Annotated in this window: 19 protein-coding genes; 10 read left to right on the plus strand and 9 right to left on the minus strand. The window is 52.1% G+C overall.

The features are described from left to right. Positions 1–30: 30 nt before the first annotated feature. Positions 31–3,060, minus strand: coding sequence for an LPD7 domain-containing protein (locus ACZRN6_RS32885; RefSeq protein WP_464009749.1), 3,030 nt, complete (start codon positions 3,058–3,060; stop codon positions 31–33). 214 nt (positions 3,061–3,274) lie between these two features. Between ACZRN6_RS32885 and ACZRN6_RS32890 the strand changes: the two genes are divergently transcribed. Both ACZRN6_RS32890 and ACZRN6_RS32895 read left to right on the plus strand, forming a co-directional pair. Continuing rightward, positions 3,275–3,808, plus strand: a complete 534-nt coding sequence (locus ACZRN6_RS32890; RefSeq protein WP_004666778.1) for a hypothetical protein — start codon at positions 3,275–3,277, stop codon at positions 3,806–3,808. Next, a complete protein-coding gene (locus ACZRN6_RS32895) occupies positions 3,795–4,493 on the plus strand; it encodes a hypothetical protein (RefSeq protein WP_106118762.1) in 699 nt (232 codons plus the stop codon). The genes ACZRN6_RS32890 and ACZRN6_RS32895 overlap by 14 nt, the downstream gene beginning before the upstream one ends. A 49-nt stretch (positions 4,494–4,542) precedes the next feature. Here ACZRN6_RS32895 and icmT read toward each other — a convergent pair whose 3' ends face one another. From icmT to mobA, 6 genes are all read right to left on the minus strand, one after another. Continuing rightward, a complete protein-coding gene (gene icmT / locus ACZRN6_RS32900; protein WP_057415738.1) occupies positions 4,543–4,803 on the minus strand; it encodes an IcmT/TraK family protein in 261 nt (86 codons plus the stop codon). A gap of 4 nt (positions 4,804–4,807) precedes the next feature. Further along, on the minus strand, positions 4,808–5,977 hold the full coding sequence (traJ, locus tag ACZRN6_RS32905) for a plasmid transfer ATPase TraJ (RefSeq protein ID WP_016355638.1): 1,170 nt from the start codon (positions 5,975–5,977) through the stop codon (positions 4,808–4,810). Beyond that, complete coding sequence (locus ACZRN6_RS32910; RefSeq protein WP_016355639.1) at positions 5,974–6,858, minus strand: type IV secretory system conjugative DNA transfer family protein; 885 nt, start codon at positions 6,856–6,858, stop codon at positions 5,974–5,976. Before ACZRN6_RS32910 ends, traJ begins: the two co-directional genes overlap by 4 nt. A 14-nt stretch (positions 6,859–6,872) precedes the next feature. After that, positions 6,873–7,331, minus strand: a complete 459-nt coding sequence (locus ACZRN6_RS32915; protein WP_016355640.1) for a DotD/TraH family lipoprotein — start codon at positions 7,329–7,331, stop codon at positions 6,873–6,875. 62 nt (positions 7,332–7,393) lie between these two features. Beyond that, positions 7,394–9,604 (minus strand): TraI/MobA(P) family conjugative relaxase, encoded by a 2,211-nt coding sequence (traI, locus tag ACZRN6_RS32920; RefSeq protein ID WP_198832865.1) that lies wholly within the window; start codon positions 9,602–9,604, stop codon positions 7,394–7,396. After that, a complete protein-coding gene (gene mobA / locus ACZRN6_RS32925; RefSeq protein ID WP_016355642.1) occupies positions 9,604–9,906 on the minus strand; it encodes a plasmid mobilization protein MobA in 303 nt (100 codons plus the stop codon). The genes traI and mobA overlap by 1 nt, the downstream gene beginning before the upstream one ends. Before the next feature lie 242 nt (positions 9,907–10,148). On the opposite strand from mobA, the gene ACZRN6_RS32930 reads away from it, so the two are divergent. The 7 genes from ACZRN6_RS32930 (at position 10,149) to ACZRN6_RS32960 (ending at position 14,403) form a co-directional block, all read left to right on the plus strand. Beyond that, entirely contained in the window at positions 10,149–10,589 is a 441-nt protein-coding gene (locus ACZRN6_RS32930) for a hypothetical protein (protein WP_106118764.1), read from the plus strand. Beyond that, positions 10,579–11,280: a nucleotide-binding protein gene (locus ACZRN6_RS32935; RefSeq protein ID WP_122433201.1), complete on the plus strand. Its 702-nt coding sequence runs from the start codon at positions 10,579–10,581 to the stop codon at positions 11,278–11,280. Before ACZRN6_RS32930 ends, ACZRN6_RS32935 begins: the two co-directional genes overlap by 11 nt. Further along, entirely contained in the window at positions 11,273–11,911 is a 639-nt protein-coding gene (locus tag ACZRN6_RS32940) for a hypothetical protein (RefSeq protein WP_106118769.1), read from the plus strand. Before ACZRN6_RS32935 ends, ACZRN6_RS32940 begins: the two co-directional genes overlap by 8 nt. A gap of 98 nt (positions 11,912–12,009) precedes the next feature. Continuing rightward, a complete protein-coding gene (locus ACZRN6_RS32945) occupies positions 12,010–12,510 on the plus strand; it encodes a hypothetical protein (protein ID WP_122433202.1) in 501 nt (166 codons plus the stop codon). Positions 12,511–12,578: 68 nt separating this feature from the next. Continuing rightward, complete coding sequence (locus ACZRN6_RS32950; protein ID WP_106118768.1) at positions 12,579–12,797, plus strand: hypothetical protein; 219 nt, start codon at positions 12,579–12,581, stop codon at positions 12,795–12,797. Positions 12,798–12,895: 98 nt separating this feature from the next. Beyond that, entirely contained in the window at positions 12,896–13,447 is a 552-nt protein-coding gene (locus tag ACZRN6_RS32955) for a GNAT family N-acetyltransferase (protein WP_071667625.1), read from the plus strand. After that, on the plus strand, positions 13,444–14,403 hold the full coding sequence (locus ACZRN6_RS32960; RefSeq protein ID WP_047741493.1) for a tyrosine-type recombinase/integrase: 960 nt from the start codon (positions 13,444–13,446) through the stop codon (positions 14,401–14,403). Before ACZRN6_RS32955 ends, ACZRN6_RS32960 begins: the two co-directional genes overlap by 4 nt. A 14-nt stretch (positions 14,404–14,417) precedes the next feature. On the opposite strand, the gene ACZRN6_RS32965 is transcribed toward ACZRN6_RS32960, so the two are convergent. Then, positions 14,418–14,714 carry a hypothetical protein gene (locus ACZRN6_RS32965; RefSeq protein WP_047741491.1) on the minus strand — a complete coding sequence of 99 codons (297 nt, stop codon included), beginning with the start codon at positions 14,712–14,714 and terminating at the stop codon, positions 14,418–14,420. A gap of 32 nt (positions 14,715–14,746) precedes the next feature. Beyond that, positions 14,747–14,926, minus strand: coding sequence for a hypothetical protein (locus ACZRN6_RS32970; RefSeq protein ID WP_217648984.1), 180 nt, complete (start codon positions 14,924–14,926; stop codon positions 14,747–14,749). A 733-nt stretch (positions 14,927–15,659) separates the two neighbouring features. Between ACZRN6_RS32970 and ACZRN6_RS32975 the strand changes: the two genes are divergently transcribed. Then, the coding region (locus tag ACZRN6_RS32975; RefSeq protein ID WP_464009750.1) for a recombinase family protein at positions 15,660–16,168 on the plus strand (509 nt) is incomplete at its 3' end.

Here is a 16,168-nt window from a genome sequence, read left to right on the forward strand (position 1 = left end):
GTCCTCTCGTAACCAGGAAGCGGGCGAGCATTAAGCTCGTACTCGTTTTTTAGTGGATGGCGCCGGGGCTGTTGCGTCGCTTACGGGTCCAGCGGCCGGCACTTCATCTTTTGGGGTGGCGGCTGGCTTCTCGCGCTCCTTGCGAGGCTCAAGAAAGCCCAGCTTTTGGTGGAGCGACTCGTCGACGTGTTTTGTCTCCTTAGCCTTCACAATGGTACCTCCGACGTTAAACAAGACCTCATCAAAGTGAACCTGTTTACCGTCGCCACGGCGATTTACTGCATTGCCGTAGCCGATTTGATTCCATTTGGAATCATCATCAGTGCCTGATTTGCTTGGCTCTGAAAGCGTGATGAAGTTTGGCTTGATTTCGCCCGTCGAAGGATCTGGATGGCGTTCATTCATGAAGGCAAGCACCTGGTGCTTTATTCCATCGACCTTCACGAAGCCCTGCAGGTAGTCGCCTTTACCCTGGTAAAGCAGGACCGTTGTGTCGAATGAGTCATCAGCGAGCTTGGTAACACCCCGAAGGATGAGTTTGGGTTCTTTCTCTGCATTGGAATCGGACTGTGCCATATCGGCCTCCTCTGGATTGAGTTCAATCACACCATCTGCGCTTGGGAACAAGCTCGCCGCGCCGCGCCCGCGCAACTCGTTGTTGTCACCACTGACAAAACCATTCGATTCATCGTTTTGCGAAACCGTTAAAGCCTGCTTCGCAAGCCACTCAACCTCATCGACAGGCGCAGGCATTTGACGGCCAGCCTTGTCGAACCAGATGATTTGATCGACCTTTGGCTCAGGCCCAAGGACTTGGAGATCCGCCTCCATTTCCTCCAAAGACCTGCCCCACGATTCAATGGCCACTCGCTGCACGTCCCACCAGGAATGGGCCTCAACAGGAACCAGGTTGGCCGCGTATTGCAGATCTCGCTCTGAAAAGGGAATGCCAGATTTTTCTGTCAAGCCTGCAGGCCCAGCGGCGTGTTGAGGGAGGCTTTCAGGTGCAACCGACAAGTCTGTAGCGGGAGATTGGGCAAAACGGCTCAGGTCGATTTCAGCTGGTTCACCGTTGTGGGTGAAGTAAAGCGGCGAAGCTGAATTCAGCGTGTGATCCACTAATTCACTGGATGGCTGACCATTTTCTTCCAGAGATGGAGGCTGCTGGACGTAGCGGGTCAAATCAATCTCGGCAGACTGGCCGTTATGTAAGAAATGCAACGGCTCATCAGTGAGCGTCGGCTCACTGCCAGTGGTGGAATTTTCGTCTATTGCTGAGGGCTGTGGAGTCGGTTCACCCACTTCGACAAAGCCACCACTCGCAGCTTGTTGATTGCTTTGAGCTTCAACGGTCTGACGGTGGCTTTCCAGTGACGCGAGGTATTGGCGATCGTACGCATCGATAGCGTCGATAACGGCGTCAATATCGCCTTTCGCCATAGCATCCTGGATGTGCGCTTCGGAGTCGATCACGGCTAATGGGATCGGACCATATTTGCTCTCAGCGTCAGCGAGCATTTCGTTTGCAATTGCGTACCCTTCAGAATCAGCAAGCTGCTTTTGGAAATGGTTGTTGTATCGTCCGAATTCGGCTTCAAACGAAGCCATGAAGGCCGCTCTATACGTTTGCTGAGCCATCAGTCTTTCGACTGTGGCAAAGCCTTCAGCAGTGGTTTCGACACCATTGAGCAGAAGAACAGCATGATCCTCACCACGCATCGCAAGCATTTTCGGATGTGTTTCAAATGCTTCGACAGGCACGCCCATATCATTCAGCCATTTGGCATCATGAGCCTTGATTGCGGATTCGCCTGGCTCAAGTGGGGCAGGTGGGGTCACATCAGCGGGTGCCTTTGCAGTCACTTCAATGCCCCACTCATTGCGGTGGGTCTTACGTTCCTCGTATCGAAGGACTTGCCCTGCTTTGTCCCGGACAGGCACCTCAATGGTTACGTCCTTGCGACCGAGGTTAGTCAGCTCGACTTGATCGCCGCGACCTACGCCGAGTTCTTCGATTACTCGCTCCAGATCCACACCCCAAGTGGTCCTGGATTCACCGTCAGAGTTTTTGAGGGTGACGTAGAAGCTGCGGCTATTTGAGATATCGAACTGGTAAGGCGCGGAGCCAAACTCCAGTAGCTCACCTTTGTAGTGGTTCACTGGCTCAGCTGCAGTCGCAACCGGGATAGTGGCATCGGCTGCGGAATTGGGATTTGCCGAAGCTGATGGTCGGGGTTGAGACGGCTGATTCTGAGTGGCGGCTGGATCAGGTGCCGGCGCATTATCCTGTCCGGGAGCTGAGTCCCCTACAGGCGGCAACCCCATCATCTCCCGGCGCAAAGCTTCTTGTGCTGGATTCTTGAGCTCCACCTGCACATCGTGCTTGATCATCACCTCAAGAGCCCGACGTTTGAACTCGTCCGATCCGGTCAACTCGATAGACCCGCCAAATTTTTGCTTCGCCATGTGTAGCGCCGCAAGAATGGCCAGTTCGTCATCTTGGGCCTTCGCCTCCATGAGGATCTGTTGCCCGTGATCGACGAAAATCGGCTGTTCCTTCAAAAGGTAGAGGACGCTTCCGTCTGCACGCTCACGGTAAGTGATGTCCTTGAGCAGCTCACTGAGAATCACACTCGGATCGGTTTTTGCCGGTTCGTCTCCTGGCGCGCTTGCGTTGCTGAAGCCATTAATCGTTTCAGCTACCTCAGAACGCGAAATTATTTGGTCATAGACCTCTTGGTGCAGTTCCTTTAGCAATTTTGCATATGTATCGTATGCAAAAACATTACGATGTAATGCGGTGACAGCATTTTCTGCGGAATTAGGTTCTACTGAACGCCAGGACGTGATGTCAGCAACGACCCAGTGCCGCAGTAGGGTATCTGGGATTGTGGAGCTTTCACCGTCAGCTTGGCTACTCTGAAACCAAGCTTGATACGCCTCGGCACGATGCCGAATGGCGCCATCCGGAGAGGATTCCATCGCCGTTTGTGGCGAGCTGTGTTTTTCGTACACAGCTTGGCGAAACTCTTGCAGTAAAGCTTCTGATTCAACGCTCATGGGCGCTCCTGCCTCTGTGGAGGTGGTGGGGAGTCCTTTGCCCGTTACGCCGCAAGCTAAGCGTGAAGTTGCGAGCTTCACATTGACCGCTTTCGGGCTGGACCGTGGCTGCTTAAATTTCGTATTGTGTATATTATTCAAAATAGCACGGATTTGGAAGAACCGTGTACAGAGGCCGAGGCAGGCGCTTTACAGCTTCATTTGAGGGGAGCAAATGTCTATCGACACTGATGAGATTCACCCGATCTGTGGGACAGATTTGGAGAGATGGCGAATCGAAAATGGTCTGACCAAGGTTGCGGCAGCGGATGCCTTTGGTCTGCAGAAGGCCAAATGGGAGGAATTGACGAATCCTGAGCAGTCAGCAGAGCAAATAAGTGATCCAGTGATTGCAATGCTGCTGCATCTGTACCGTCAACACCCTGCATCGTCGCCTGTTCAGCCACCGCTGGACATCAGGGAGTTTTATGAGTTTTTAGGGTTACAGGATTCCCCCCAAGATCGAGACGCCTTCGCGACTCTGATTGGAAGATCCCCACCCTCGGTTTATCGTCTAATGTTGCATGATGGCAAGCCAGGTAGGCCGGTGATGCGATGGATCGAAGCGCTCAAGAGACTTGCGCTTACTCCTAAGCAATGCAAACGCTTGATGCAGGATGTAGCGAGCAACGTAGGAGATCGCCAGAAGGTTGAAAAGGTCTTGATTCAGGGTTGGTCAAAACAAGGTGGCATAGGTGAGCACGACTGATAAGCCAGACTCACATATTATTGAGTTATCTAGCGTCTATTTTTTTTCCGGCCCAGCGCCGAGGGCTATTGCCCTCAAAGACTGTGGCGTGCCGACTAACGCACCTATTTCGGGCGCATTTCCAGCGTTGTACGGCTATCAAAGCAAGCAAGATGGTTTCATGGCTGCACGTGCATATGCGGACAAAAACAGACTCCAGTTCACGGTCGTCGATTTTTTGGTTGAACTGGATCAAAAACAGAACCCCAACATGATGCGACCTGACGATATTCCAAATCATGATTTTATATCGTTCGCGAGGATGTCCAGGAGCATGATGGATAACCTCCAGGCAGTGCTCCATGAACGCCTGGCCAAAGAAGGGATCACTCCAAGCAAGCTGGAGTTGGCCAAACCTCATTTGCTGTTGCAGCAAAGGCCGGATCTGGTGTCTTCGCTCATTGAGGCCCCGGGTTGGGAGCATATGAAGGTGATTGCTTATCCAGCAAAATTAACCATTAGCGAAAAGCCATTGACGGTGGGGATTGTCCCCCATTCGCATTGGGATTCAATCAAAGAGGCTTCATGCAGGCTGAATCCCGGTATCCGCATTACCCTAGAGCCGCCGAATCCAAGCCAGGTAGATTCAGCGGTTGCAGGGGTCGGTTCTCCGTCCCTGAAAGATAGGGGACCACGTAGCCGGTGAGTCGTACTGATGCACGACAAAATAAAAAACCGCCTTCGGGCGGTTTTTTTTAGTCTCGAAAACGCTTTCTGAACCACCAGGGCCTGGCGTAGATCACCCCACCACGTAAGAAGCCCAAAAACTTATTCCAACAAACACTGAGGGTCCAACCAAGCTTGGCCAAAATGCCAAACGAGATGATGACACCTACTGCAATGTAGAAGGTGGTCCAGCTCGGAAAATACATCCAACCGAACAATGGCAAGTATGCTGACACCGGAATGCCGAAAGCGGTCAACGGTTCTGAGGCAGCTCTCCAAAGCGAAGGCATAGGTCTAACTCTCCTGCGCGCTCAGCGAGCGCCTTCTGAATTCCTTCATGCCTGCAACACCGACAAAATCATCCTGCAGGATCCTGCCGTCCTGAAGCAGCTTCCAAGCTTTGTCATCAAGAGTGGCCTCGGCCTCCTCAAGCTTGGTCCGTATCAACATTGCCCACTCGTTATACGGGAGGGTTTGCATTTTCGACCTGAACTCCCGATCAAAGACCAGGTACTCTCGAATCGCAGCACGTTTGCCATCAGTCGTTTTAAGAAGCCTTTGCACGATGATAACCCGCAACGCACCAGCGAGCCGAGATGCAATCCCAGATTGTTGCTCAGGTGGGTAGGTTTGAATGGCCCGGTTAATAGTCTCTGCTACAGACTCCGTGTGCATTGTGGCGTAACACGTGTGCCCAGATAAGCTGGCTTCAACCATCGCCTCGATAGAAACACGGTCACGAGCCTCACCAATCCCAATGATACTTGGCTTGCGTCGTACGGCGTTACGCATTGCTTTTGGAAAGTCTTTTATGTCCCGGCCAATTTGCGACTGGGCCGGTTGAGGTCCTTTCCAGTGTGGCCCACCGAGGACGTACTCAATAGGATCATCGAATGTGATGACCTTACGATCAGGCATCACAACGCCGATGTGTCCATAGATACCAGCTTGCAAGGTCGTCTTTCCTGAGCCGGTCGGACCACAGACGACAACCAATCCGGATTCCGGAAAAAGCTCTTCAAACAGATCAGGCTCGATCCCCATTTTATGGATATCGGGGAGGTCGACAGGAATCACACGCATGGTGATCGAGTACGCTTCATCCAGGTTCGCAATGCGGGCCTGAACAAAGTTGGTGCGGAAGCGAAGTGTCAAACCGCGCTCAAGCCCGATATCGCTGCCGGTGATCTCAAGAGCGCGGTCAACGCCTTCGTCGCCTTGCTTTATCAGGCTCTCAATCTCAGGTGACCACAGGGAAGCAATCAAGACTGAAAGCTGCCCCTGTTTCACAGTAGAGACGGATGCTCGAAGCTGCCTGCCATGCAGTTCCGCCCAGATATAGTCGCCGCCTTGCACCAATACGTCTGAAACGCCTTTGTCCGCGCAGTATTTTAGGAATCTGCGAAAGCTGTGTGGACCGAGATCACCCTCGAAATTGAAGGGCTCCAAAACCGGTTGAATCATTGCGCCGGCACCGGAGCGGTAGGCGCCACTACAGGATTCGGTTTTGCTGCATCCTTTTTGACGCTTGGACGCCACTTACCAGGATCCGTAACGAACTTAGCCTTGTCTGTAACCCTACGCAGCTTGTCGCCCAACATCATTTGCTTACTATCACCGGTCACGGTCTGCTGGGATTCAGCTACACGAGTAGTCGTGATCATGTCAGCCTGGAGCAAGGTTGAATAAAGGTGCATGCCGGTGTAATCGCGAGTGAGGCGATGAAAATTCGCTTCAAGAATCGCGTCCGCTTGCTTGTAACCATCAGCCCAACCTTCACGGACTGCCTTTTTCCAGATCTGGTCTTCTGCATCATCCTGCGGTCGAGCTTCAAAAGCCGGGAGCTCTACTGACTGGCGAACGGGTAATCCAACGTAAAGATAGTCCCGCCAGGTGGGAGGGACGCTCACAAAGCGTTCTTCGCGCTCAATCTTGTATACGCGATTAGCGGTACGGATCTGATCCGGGGTAAAAGCTGACAGGTCACGAGCTTCAACGATAACCGGAGGCAGCGTCCCGTTTTTGGCAATCATCGGGGCGAATTTGTACATAGCGTCTAGAGCCGGTTCCCGGCTGTTAAGCCCGTCAACCAGCTCGTGACCACGAGCAGCCATTCCCCCGCGAAAGCCCACTGTATGACCAACGCCCGATAGCAGCTGAGAGCGGATATCGGTCACTTTGGTAGTCGCTTGGGATTGAGGATTGAGCAGAGCGTCTAGATCTGGAGGCGACGTTTCAACCATGGACTTTGTATCGCTACTCGAAGGATCGAGCACAGGCTCCTCTGCAGCGTGCGTGGCGAAGGAAACCATCAAAGGGAGAACCGCGAACATAAACCGTTTCATAGAAGTCCCCCTATTCAGCCTTGGGGCCGGTTGTACTGCAGGACCAGTTTACCTGGGGCCTCAGTAATGACGGCACGGTACCCGATCTGCGCGCGCAGCATGGAAAGAACTGTCTGATACTGCACGCCCTTGACGTCGATGTTCACAGGCAACGGCATGCGTAAGCCCATAAACTCAAAACGCTCGCCGCGGTCTTGTGCGAGCTTCGTGAGCAGCTGCACGGCATCACCTTGCCAGCTGATGGTTACGAATTGTTTGTCGTTCAAATCGGTGTTGGGATTGCGCATCACCACACGACTGTTCAAAGCACCAGCCTGGTACAGGTCGACCTGCGCAGCTTGGATTTTCTGAGAAGCTTCGAGAATTTGCTGATCGATTAAAGCCTGGGCGCTGACGTCAGGCTGCTTGGAAGCACAACCTGTCAGAGCGAGTGCAGCAAGCAACGCGACAAACGGGTATCGGTTCAGGTCCATAGGATTATCTCCGTTGATTTCGTATGAATACTACAATACGGAAAACAGCATAACAACGTTTGTTATGCACGTGGCCCGCGTTTTATAGGCCTGGCCTTCGCCACGGCCTGCTGGTCAGCCAAAGCTTTGAGCCGAGCGTTCAAGGTCGGATCGGCTAGATCACCGGAGTAACCACGTTCAATGAGTGCCTTTAAAGCCGCGTCAACGAATTCGGGGGTACCTTTTATCTCAATAGGCCGCTCCCACCGAGTACGCGTGTCATCAAGTGCATGGGCGAGCAGCTCGTCGTCGAGGAGGCCTCCAGGGAAAGAAACCTTCCCGCCGTGATCCACAAAACCCGGATCTCCTTCACCCCTACGAAAAACTACGGCCCCATCACGGCGGACAGTGCCAGCGGAAAACAAATTTGAACTTGAAGTAGGATCAACATCCCCTGCAAAAATGATCGCATTACCTTCCGTATTCGCTTTGCGTCTATCGCCATAGGTAAATCCACGCAACTGACTAATCGCACCAGGATCGCCGTTAGAAGCCTCACGCTCTACCCACTCACGGAATGTAAGCTTCTTATTCGAAGGATCACTCTTTAATTCGCGACGTAACAATTGGATTTTAGTCTTGAGTTCCTCACGCGACCTTAATGTTTCAAAAGCAAGAATACTGTAGAATGCTTTACGATCAAGTGGATGTTTGATTCGTGACTTTATATCTGCCCGTTGCTGGCGGGCTTGATCGCGGATCATCATAAATTGTTGCTTGACCCACTCTTTATCAATTCGGCGTGTAACAAACGCAACACGGTATGCATCATAACGTGCCCGTGTCGCTTTACGAAGCTGTGCACGCTCTTCACGGCGATTTTGCCGCTCAATAGGATCGCGCTTAGGGCTAGCGAATTTATTGTAAGCAGAGGCGGTCACAAAGTCTTTAGGCAACTCTCGCTCTTGATATTCACCAAGTCGTTTAACCAGACGCGCTAGTGACAACTGCTCGTGCATGTCGCTTGCTTTAATTCCTGTCGCTGAGACATCATCAAAATCAAAGATTGCAAGCCCACGACCTTTAGGACGAATACCCAGTCCAAATTTAGCTAATTGCACATGGAGTGTTTGCCATGTCATTTTTTCTGATTTTAGCAATTTAGCAATTTGCTTACGTGGTTCGCCACGGGCATAGGAGTGAAGACTTTGTTGATCTGCATGACGCTCCATGTCAGCAGCCTTTGTTGGTATCTTGCCCTGCTGTTTTGCCTTACTGGACGCCCACTGAATAATAGGACTTCCATTTTCATGAACAACGACATTAGGTCCATTGTCGTGTTTCAAGCCGTACCGCAACTCCAGCTCACGCATTGCATAATCCAGACGAAAATAATCACGGTCCGGATACACAGCATTGAACGAGTCAGGATGAACTCTATTTACGGTCATATGGAGATGTACGTTATCGGTATCGTGATGAATCGCAAACACGTATTGATGATCTTTCATGCCTACAGCTTCCATGGCATGAAGACCAGAAGCAAAAGCCTGCTCATCAGTTGGAAATTCGTCAGATGGCCAACTCAAAATCACATGGTAAACAGGATCTTTAACTCTGGCATTTTGAGCGGCAACTGCTCTCATCTCAGCTGCAGCTGTTTCAAGACTCAAACAGTTGTGCTGACAGGAAACGCCTGAAGACGATTTCTCGTTGATCGAGTCACCTAACAAAGAGCCTGTTTCTAGTTCGGCTAGAGCTGCTTGTTCATCTGCTCGATTCCTTCGTTGAGAGGCTGAAGCATGAAACGCAATTGCGGTTCGACGGGCTCTGGCTCGTGCCGCAAAGTCAGGATGATTTCTTGTAGCTTGTCGGAGATAACTTGCTGCTGTTGCAAGATGGTTTCGAGCAGCGGCAATGCTTCTTTCATGTTCATCGGAATCTACCTTTTGGAGCTGTTGGTTACCACTTCGGTCAGCGTCTCCTGGAACTTCGTGTTGAGACGTGACATGTCTACGCCCATCGGTATCAAGAGCCCTTCGAGCACTTCCAAGACGCCCTCTGATGGCATCTGCATCAGTAAGGCTAATTCGTCCAGTCGCTCGCAGATTGTTTGCTGCTCTTTCGAGATGCGCTCTAGCAGACTCAAGAATTGCGTTGTCTCTTCGGCTGTAGCCTGGATCGAGCTCATCAGTCAGTTCCTTTTTTTCATCGTCTCGTTGTGTCGCATATTGGACCAAATCGGCAAAACTGGATTTACCATCAGCCCTGCGCGGTGGGACTTTGGCGAGCATTAAGAACCAATCCTTATGATGGCTTGCTTCAGCTCAACAAGAATCTCTGCCAACTCCTTGGAATGCCTGCCCCCGCTTTCGTTGTACAGGTGCTTTTGAAGGCCCCCAAGCCTCCGCAGCTCGTTGAGGATGTGCCCGTCGACCTTGCTACGCGTGCGCCTATTCAGAGCAGTCGCAAGCATGAACTGCCCCACGCTCTGGCCGCAGTCATGGGCTTTCTGCCTAACGATTTCTTCCTCATCCTCAAAACACCTAATAGGTGGCAGGCGGCCGGTTCGACGCCGCTGTTCACTCGTACTCATAAATAGGTCCTTCGCTGTTCAAGGGGTCTCGGGGCGTAGCCCTGAGCAGGGAGGTAGGCCGCGCAAGGGAGTGAAACGACTGCAGCGAGGCCGGTTGTACGTACGCCATTTATGGCGGGAGTACAAACCCTACCCTGTCCTAAATTCTAGACCGCATTTCGTATGCAGGCTATCGTACGGACCTTGACTGCGCAAGAGATGCCCATACAATCGGGGTAAATGCACGTTTCGAGGAAAGGCGAATGGCGATCAGCGTTTCGCAGATTGAGATACTCAAGGGAAAGCTTGAGGAGATGCCTCAGGTGGAAGATCCAGATCGAAAGATTTCAAATCTTGAAGCAATACGGATGATGGCTTCGTCTATTCGAGACTTGCAGTCTCGAGGGTACAGCATCGAGAAAATTACAGAGATCCTCAGGGAGAGTGGATTGGAGATCGCTCCTACGACGCTGAAAAGCTATCTCACGAAGGTGAAGGTTTCTCCAGCGAAGTCGAATTCTCGGTCAACCAATAAACCGCGCCGATCATCAGCAACCACCAGCCGTGGGGACAAGAAAAAAGCATCTGAAAAAGCCGTTCCTGGGGTCGAATCCAAACCAGCGAGCAGCACGAAAAATTCAACCGGAGTAACTCCGGTTCCACCAGGTAGTTTCACACCTAAGGACGATACTGATGAAATCTAAAGAAGCTAAAAAAGGTGATATTTATTTCGTTGGCGGGGGTAAAGGCGGTGTAGGGAAAACCTTCACTACGATTGCCCTCGTTGATGCGCTCGAACAAGCAGGCGTGAAGGTTCTGCTTATTGAATCGGACACATCTAATCCAGACGTTTGGAAAATGTACAAGGATCAAATTGAAACTCGACTGATTGACCTTGATGATGCAAATGGCTGGATTGATCTTGTAAACGCCTGCGATGAGTTCAAAGATCATGTCGTAGTGATCAACACAGCAGCACGAAATAACAAAGGTGTTGTTGCATATGGCGAGACACTGAATAGCACACTCGTGGAGCTGGGCCGTGAATTGACAACGCTATGGGTGATCAATCGTCAGAGGGACAGCCTGGAACTCCTAAAAGAGTATCGAGACGCTCTGCCTGGTACGAAGGTTCATGTGATCCGAAACGGATACTTCGGTAACGAGCAGAAGTTTGAACTCTACAATTTCTCTAAAACACGGGAAATGATTGAAAGTGAAGGTGGAAAATCTCTTTTGCTACCAGATCTTGCGGACAGGGTTAGTGATGATCTCTACAGCAAACGGTTGTCGGTTTCACAAGCAATGATCGAACTTCCTATCGGCAATCGTGCCGAATTATCAAGGTGGCGGCGTGATGCGGCACGAATGATTGGTGAGGTGATCGATGGATGACATCGAAAGTAGTTTTAAAGCGTTACTCGGTCGTCAGCCTTCTGACAAAGAAGTCGAACGATTATACCGTGTGAAAAACGCACTCAACATACGTGATAATGATGCTATGTGGATGATTCTGATGGCTTTGGAATCGTACGACACATTATATAGCAAGTATCCGGCTCTGATTGCAGGCCAGGTAGATGTAGTTATCGAAAAGCAACGTGAACTGATTGCTGAAATAGTTGATGCTGAAAGTAAAAAAGCATTAAGTACACTGTCTTCTGCTGTTGCCCAAACAAGTCAACTTGTTGCTATGAAAGTAGCAGACACTGCCCGTTGGCAAGCCTGGGGTTGGGTGTGTGTTGGATTAATTGCATTCGGAGCGCTGTGCCTAACTGCTGGATTTATTCTTGGCAGCGGCAACATGCCTTTCTGGGCTTCAACTCATCAGTCAAGCAATCCTCTTGAGATAGTTATTTCGATATTGATGAAAGCTCCTGTTGGATGGCTGGTACCACTAATCAGTTCTGCAGTGGTTATCGTAACTCTTGCAAGCAATCGGCAGGTGCGAATCAAAAAACCTATTATTATCAGCTTGATAATGATGGTGGTACTGTCAGTTTTTTGCATACACACGATCATTTAGGGCAACGGGGGCTTTTTATTTAGCCCCCGCGTTCCGTATAATGCCTACAATACGGAAGAAACCAGATATAATGGACACCGATGTCCACGGAGGTGACTATGAAAGGGTATGAGAACATAAAGGCATTCAGGGCTGTTGCGCTTACATTGAAAGGATACAGTGAAGAGGAGACTAGTCACGGGCTTGCTTGGTCATGCAAAGTCTACTGCGATAACAAGAAAATAGGCACAGTCAGCAACACTGGAAATGGTGCTGTTACAGCTTGCGATGTACCTATTGATAAACAAGTCGCTCTCGTGAGCAGCCTTAAATCGAAAGGGTACCAACTGACGCCAAGCCTCGCTGGTCAAGTCTGTACAGAACCAGCCGATCCTGATGAGTGGTTCGTTGCTGCAATAAGTCAAATGGTTGATGAAGTCACGCGCTTACGTCAGTTAAAGCGCTTGGTAAAAACCCATTTGATTATTCGTCAATACTCGTCTGAACATGAGTTTTCGTTTTACAAAGCTGTCCCCAGTGCTGCATCAAAAGCACGACTCACAAGGCAACTGGGTAGTGATTTAATCTGCTTTATGAACGATGAAATTCATGGCCTGTAACCTGTCCGAAGGTGCAGGCATATCCGATCCTAGCCAGTAGTGTTTACCTGCCGATTCCGAGAGGGTTTATGGGCCACGATGACCAGACTGCCGAAACCTCACTTGCCTACATAGCCTACGTAGAAGCCTGGGCATTTAGCAGTTCCTCCGCAGAAGTTCGCCTGAAACACGACGCCTCGACCGGCGAGATCAAAGGGACGATTGCCGTGGTGGCAATGACACGTATCGCGCTTGGAGATCCAGAATTTGAAGAAGCGTTTCCTGAATACGTACACGCAAAATCATAAAAATCTCAGCTAGACGCCAGTCTCGAAAGCTGATCTGAACCTTTCCCTATTTATGGTGATAAAATACGTTATCACCACTTTTAGAGGCAGAAGGGCGCATGGCACTTTTTGACCCCATCCGCGACTATTTCCATAGACGCCAAGCCAAAATTCTGAATGAACAAGCCTCCCGCGTTCACCTGGTGAATCGACGGCAGGAATCCCATCGCGGCAACTTTGTTTTTCCCGGTACCGACTTTGTGGATGACATCGAGGTCGGTGGCCAGCGCGTCGGATATGTCAGCTACGGCATCAATCCGCTGGATGACCGCGTGTACATCAACAAGATTGACATCGAGCTGCAACATCAGCGCCAAGGGTTTGGCTTGGGGGTGCTTTGGTGCCTTTGGCTTAAGCACCAGGTGCCCATCGTGCCGCTTTACCAGTACGGCGCCTCTAACGGATTCTGGAGCCTGGCTCGTCAGCGGTTCTTGGCAGCCGGTGCGCTGATAGAAGATCAACTGCGCACTGACACTGAGCTTGATGCCGCCAAACAGCGCTGGCAGCATCTGGTGCCCGAGCTGGCACACGAGCGGCAGATCCGCGAGATGATGGCCTCGCCGGATTGGCCCGAGATCGAGGCTGGGTTCATAGCGAGGCAGAAGTTATGAGCGAGCTCGTCAGTTCGGGCGGCGCCGGTGGACGTCGACTAACTTCCGCTGAGTTCCAGCAGTTGGCCAGTGTGCCAGCTGCAGTCGAGTGGTTTGCCAATATCGACAACCCACGTACCCGACGTGCCTATCAGAATGACCTGGAAGACTTCTGCAGCTTTGTCGGCCTCACCGGCGCCGATGAGTTCCGTGCTGTTACTCGCGCACATGTACTGGCATGGCGTGCCCAGCTGGAAACTCGGGGCCTGGCCGGGGCCACGATCCGGCGCAAACTGGCCGCGCTGGCCAGCCTGTTCGATCATCTCCTGGAGAACAATGCCGTTGCCGGTGGGAACCCTGTGCATGGGGTCAAGCGACCCAAGATCGAAACCAACGAAGGGAAAACGCCGGCACTCGGTGACGACCAGGCTAAAAGGTTGCTGGACGCTCCTGATACAGAAACCGTGAAGGGAGTGAGGGATCGGGCGATCCTGGCTGTATTGCTGTACCACGGGCTTCGACGGGAAGAGGCGGCAAGACTGACAACGAGTGACCTGGTGGAGCGCCGAGGCATAAAGCATCTTCGGGTGCATGGGAAGGGGAAGAAAATTCGCTTCCTCCCACTCCACCCAGTTGCTGCTGAGCGGATCTATGCGTACCTGGAGCTCGACAGTGCCCGAGATACATCATCGGGACCGCTATTCCGTTCCGTCCGGGGCAAAACCACCGGTGCTGGAGTTACAGCGAATGGGCTTTATACGGTGGTGGCGTATTGGGCGCGTGTTGCTGGCATCGAGGTCGACGGCCTGGGCGTGCATGGGTTGCGCGCTACGGCCGCGACAAACGCCCTGGACCATGATGCTGACATCGCGAAGGTTCAGATGTGGCTGGGTCACGCGAACATCAGCACAACGCGACTGTATGATCGGCGCGGCCAGCGGCCGGAGGATTCACCTACGTATAAGGTTAAGTATTGAGTACGAACTCATAGTCAAGCCGGGAGGCTGACAAAAACTGGGAAGTTAACCGCCGAAGCGCAAACTTCAGCACTTTCGTCGCAATCCCAGCAACCGCGATCATCGTCCCATGCGACAGGACTAATACACCCTGCAGTTTCCATTTCTACTTCACCAGCTTCGTTCAATGTCACGGCATAGACTTCACCATCTTCGAGGAAGATGGCCCCGCCGTCAGGCAGACGTAGCGCCTTGCCCGGTTGGCTATGGAGCACGGCGGTGTAAGCCGAATACATCGCATCAAAGGTCAGATGTTTAGGTGATAGGTTCATAGCTTTTTTCCTTGGTCAGCTTGTCACTGTTACTACCTAATTTCTGAGAGCACCTTGCGGGCAGTATCAGTTGCGTCCAATCCCTTTACCCAAGATTGCTGTATGTGAAAGGTCTGGGCTTCCACCACGCCTGATGCGTCTGAATAGCTGATCTCCATTGATTCAGCGAGCTGCTGGACAACAGCCGTTTCCCATTCGGAATAATTATTCATCGCCTTCTCCATCTTTGAACACACCTTCGCTGCAATCGTCGAGAAGGACCGGCGACTATCAATCCCGGCCCTGCCCTTGCTGTATGTGGTTAAGAAGCTGGCTGCTTGTCACAGGCCCAACTGCCGAGCGCCCAGTTGGTGTTCGCTCCGTCAGGTACCACTGCCAGCTCAAGCGAGCAGACAGCTTGCCCTGGGGCTTTGGTAGTTGCTGTAGCTGTGTACAAATCCTGCTTGGTGATTGTCACGTCTACTACAGAAGCATCGACACCGTAGAACTGGGAAGCGAAGGAGGCAGCGGTCGACGCTGGCGTGCTCTCGTTTGGAGCTTGTGCATGAGCAGCTTGCGCGGTAGCTGTAACGACCTGCAAACGAAAACGTTCCGACCTGCAATCAGCGCCGTTTTCGACCAGGATTAACTGCGACTGTCCGGCCCGGCAAACCAGCGTTAGCTGCGAATGAACCTGCATTGATCCACACCGACCTGCATTCCATCGTCGCCAACCAGCATTAACTGCAAGTCAGAGGATCTTGTGGGTAGGGATCACAGGTTTCGACGCAGACTTAATGCCATGTTTACCAACGAGCGGATTCCCCGGAATTTTTGTCACATTATGAGCTTGATGAATCCTTTGCATGTCTTAAATTAAATAACGGGTTAAGTGACAATTTTTGACGGCCAGAGCTTTCCGACTCAAACTGTCACATAATCGAACGTATATGTGACAGGTACGACATGCTGATAGGCTACATGCGGGTATCGAAGGCGGACGGCTCCCAGGCTACCGATTTGCAGCGCGACGCGCTGATTGCCGCCGGGGTCGATCCAGTACATCTTTACGAGGACCAGGCATCCGGCATGCGCGAGGATCGGCCCGGCTTGACGAGCTGCCTGAAGGCGTTGCGAACTGGCGACACACTGGTCGTGTGGAAACTGGATCGGCTCGGACGCGACCTGCGACATCTCATCAACACCGTGCACGACCTGACTGGGCGCGGCATCGGCTTGAAGGTATTAACCGGGCACGGCGCGGCCATCGACACCACGACCGCCGCCGGCAAGCTGGTCTTTGGCATCTTCGCCGCCCTGGCCGAGTTCGAGCGCGAGTTGATCGCGGAGCGCACGATTGCCGGCCTAGCCTCGGCCCGCGCGCGCGGGCGGAAAGGCGGCCGGCCGTTCAAGATGACCGCCGCCAAGCTGCGGCTGGCGATGGCGGCAATGGGTCAGCCAGAGACCAAGGTCGG

Source organism: Pseudomonas sp. A125, from assembly GCF_055409485.1.